Genomic DNA, 3,272 nt, shown 5'->3' with positions numbered 1-3,272 from the left:
CCTGAGAGTAAATCGATAGGTTCTTTAAATGGGAGTTCACATGCGTACAATGTAGTGATTCTATTACTGAGTTAGAACTCTCATATTAGAATTTTGACCAAATAGTGGGAGTTAACCATTGAAAAACTGTATTTTAAACGATAAATAATATATAGTGATATATGTTTAAAACAAATCAATCATATTGATTGATAAGTTAAGGTGAAATAAATGGAAAGTAACGATTTGCGTATTTTTAAGGCTGTTGCATTGGCAGGAAGCATCACAAAAGCTGCTCAAAGTCTTGGTTACGTTCAATCCAATGTTACAGTAAGAATTCAGAATTTGGAGACAGAACTTAAAACCCAACTGTTTTATAGGCAGCACGGTATGATTTTGACTCCGGCGGGAGAAAAATTGCTTACTCATACTGTACAAATTTTGCATATGCTTGACGATGCCAAAAAGGCATTAAATGATTCAGGAGAGCCAACTGGCCGTTTATCAATTGGAACCAATCATACCGTTTCATCCCTGCATCTTCCAAAGACACTTGCTCATTATCACAAGATATACCCAAATGTTGATTTATCACTTATAACCTCTCACGCCGATGACCTCATTTTTAAAGTGCTTCACTTTCAACTTGACGGTGCGTTTGTAAAGTCACAATCTCTTAACGATGATAACCTTGTGAAAGAGCTTGTAATAGAAGAAAATCTCGTACTTATATCTAATCCTGAGTACAATGATATTCAAACTGTTTGTTCAAAACAATTTCTCTTGAACACGAAAGGATGCCCTAATAGAACTCAGCTTGAAGATTGGTTCAAATCTGAGAACATTTATAATGTGCGTTATATGGAATTTAATAATTTAGATTCCATTATTGAAGGAGTAATTGAGAATCTTGGTGTTTCTTTCGTTCCGCAATCTGCTATTCGAGAATACGAAAAAAGAGGCCTTCTAAAATCATTTTCGATTCCTCCGCAGTATGGTTCTGCAAAAACTTTCTTTATCAGGCACAGGGATGCTTTAATGACAAATGCTCTTTTAAAGTTTATTGAAATGATAAAGAAAGAAACGCCTAATCAGTCAACTCCACCTGTCCTATGATTTTGCCTTAGATTTGGATTCAAACAAGTATCATTTTGAATGAATATGACTATCTTTTATAATCATTTTACATGATTATTCGTTATGTGTATACTTGTTTTGAGATCATAATTTAAGGAGGTTTCTTTAAATGGGCAATATAGCTGATAAAAAAATAGCAGAAAACTTTCTAACTTCATACAAAAACCATGATTGGGAGTCAATTAAAAAATCATTACATCCTGACATCGAATGGACTCTCCCCGGAGAAAGCAAAATATCAGGTACGGCAAAGGGAGCAGCTGCAGTGATTGAACGTGTCGAAACCATTGTAAATGGAGGTGTAGTAACAAAACTCCATCATATACTTGTTGGGCAGCGCGGACTTACTCTATCACTGAATAATACCGCATCTTCTGCAGACGGCAGAGTTTTAAATGAGGAACTTGCTACTGTGCTGACAATTCAGAACGGTCTTATAACCAAAATTGATACATACCTTTCGGATGTGCCAATGATGGAAAGGTATTTTACTAAGTCGAACTAAAAACCGATATTGTCTAAATACAGTCACCTAATTCGGCACAGTCTTACTGTGCCGAATAATTTTACCGATTTAGCCTGACTGGTGGTAGGATCAGTTTATAATTACCAAGGAACTTTTCCGTTCTCGTCAAAGAAACCTCCGGTTGAATTATTTTCAGCGATTGTAAGGCTAACCACGGCTTTGCCAGCTTGCTCAACAGAGCGATATTCCCTATACCTATTTAAGTGATTAGTTCATGTACACTATCTTCACTAAAGACCCATATTTGCACGTATCTTTAAAACTTTAACTTCCAGTTATTCTTAAACTGGTTACTATCCCTCTAGGAGAGAATAATGATGAGAAACGTTGCCTACATAGCTATTGGATTAATCCTGGTGGTATTTGGTCTCTTTCTAATCAAGAAATCGAACCGAGGAAAAGGACATATAGAATCTGTTCTTTCTTCTTTTTTTGAGTTATTGTTTGATTTTGTTGTCGGTCTTTTTACTCAAGATTTTTTGCCAGGAGCAGGGACTATTGCAATACTTATGATTATTGTTGGCTTTATTATGATGATAATAAATATTGTTCAGATAATAGCACACCTTGGGGGTTAAGGTTGTTGACATTATTCTTAAAATCATCAGTAAAATATGGAGTAATAATTATCCGACATAATAGTGCAAGGAATATCGGGAAGATGAATTCAAATCCTGCTATTCTGTTAGTGAAAGGAGGTCAGACTAATGGATTTGCTCAAGAACCTGAATCGGGCATTGCAATATATTGAGGAGAATCTTGCCAATGACATCGATTTAAAGGAAGTAGCTAAGAAGGCTATATGTTCTGAATATCATTTTTCAAGAGTGTTTTCTTTCCTTGCAGGTATTTCTCTTTCAGAGTATATCCGTCGCAGACGACTTACTCTTGCTGCATTTGAACTTAAAGATAGTAGCATTAAAGTCATAGACATTGCAATGAAATACGGGTATAACTCTACAGATTCCTTTTCAAGAGCTTTTCAAAATCTGCATGGTATAACACCGACAGAAGCTAGGAAAAATGGTTGTTCACTTAAGGCATATCCACCAATGACCTTCCAGCTATCAGTAAAAGGAGGAATTGAAATGAACTACCGAATTGTAGAAAAAGGTACATTTAGTATTGTTGGTATTAAAAAAAGAGTTCCTATAATTTTCAACGGGGTGAATCCAGAGATTGCCTCAATGTGGCAGAGCCTTAACGATGAAACAATCCAAAAACTTAAAGGACTTTCTAATATAGAACCATCGGGAATAATAAGTGCATCGATTAACTTTTCAGAAGGACGTATGGAGGAAAAAGGAGAGTTAGACCATTATATAGGTGTAGCAACAACGAAAGAGTGTCCAGAAAATTTCGCATGCCTCGAAGTTTTAAAATCTAAATGGGCTGTGTTTGAGGCAGTCGGACCATTCCCCGATGCACTACAAAATGTTTGGGGACGTATCTATGCTGAATGGTTCCCGTCTACAAATTACGAGCTGGCACAAGGGCCTGAAATTTTATGGAATGAAAAGAAAGATACATCTTCATCTAGTTTTAAAAGCGAGATATGGATACCAATAGTCGAAAGGTTATGAGAAATACGCACCAATGCGAAGTAAAACTTACTTCGCATTGGTACTAT

At 36.0% G+C, this 3,272-nt stretch carries 4 protein-coding genes; all 4 read left to right on the top strand.

From position 1 onward, the window contains the following. Positions 1-210: 210 nt before the first annotated feature. The 4 genes from DOT_RS06780 (at position 211) to DOT_RS06765 (ending at position 3,225) form a co-directional block, all read left to right on the top strand. Positions 211-1,095, top strand: coding sequence for a LysR family transcriptional regulator (locus DOT_RS06780; protein WP_009616202.1), 885 nt, complete (start codon positions 211-213; stop codon positions 1,093-1,095). Between the two features lie 130 nt (positions 1,096-1,225). After that, entirely contained in the window at positions 1,226-1,621 is a 396-nt protein-coding gene (locus DOT_RS06775; RefSeq protein WP_009616201.1) for a nuclear transport factor 2 family protein, read from the top strand. A gap of 338 nt (positions 1,622-1,959) precedes the next feature. After that, a complete protein-coding gene (locus tag DOT_RS06770; RefSeq protein ID WP_040411464.1) occupies positions 1,960-2,220 on the top strand; it encodes a hypothetical protein in 261 nt (86 codons plus the stop codon). A gap of 129 nt (positions 2,221-2,349) precedes the next feature. Then, positions 2,350-3,225, top strand: a complete 876-nt coding sequence (locus DOT_RS06765) for an AraC family transcriptional regulator (protein WP_009615973.1) — start codon at positions 2,350-2,352, stop codon at positions 3,223-3,225. The last annotated feature ends 47 nt before the right edge of the window (positions 3,226-3,272 follow it).

The organism is Desulfosporosinus sp. OT, assembly GCF_000224515.1.
GTDB lineage: Bacteria > Bacillota > Desulfitobacteriia > Desulfitobacteriales > Desulfitobacteriaceae > Desulfosporosinus.
Note: the sequence above shows the minus strand (reverse complement) of the source record. Positions and strands in the feature narration are given on the sequence as shown.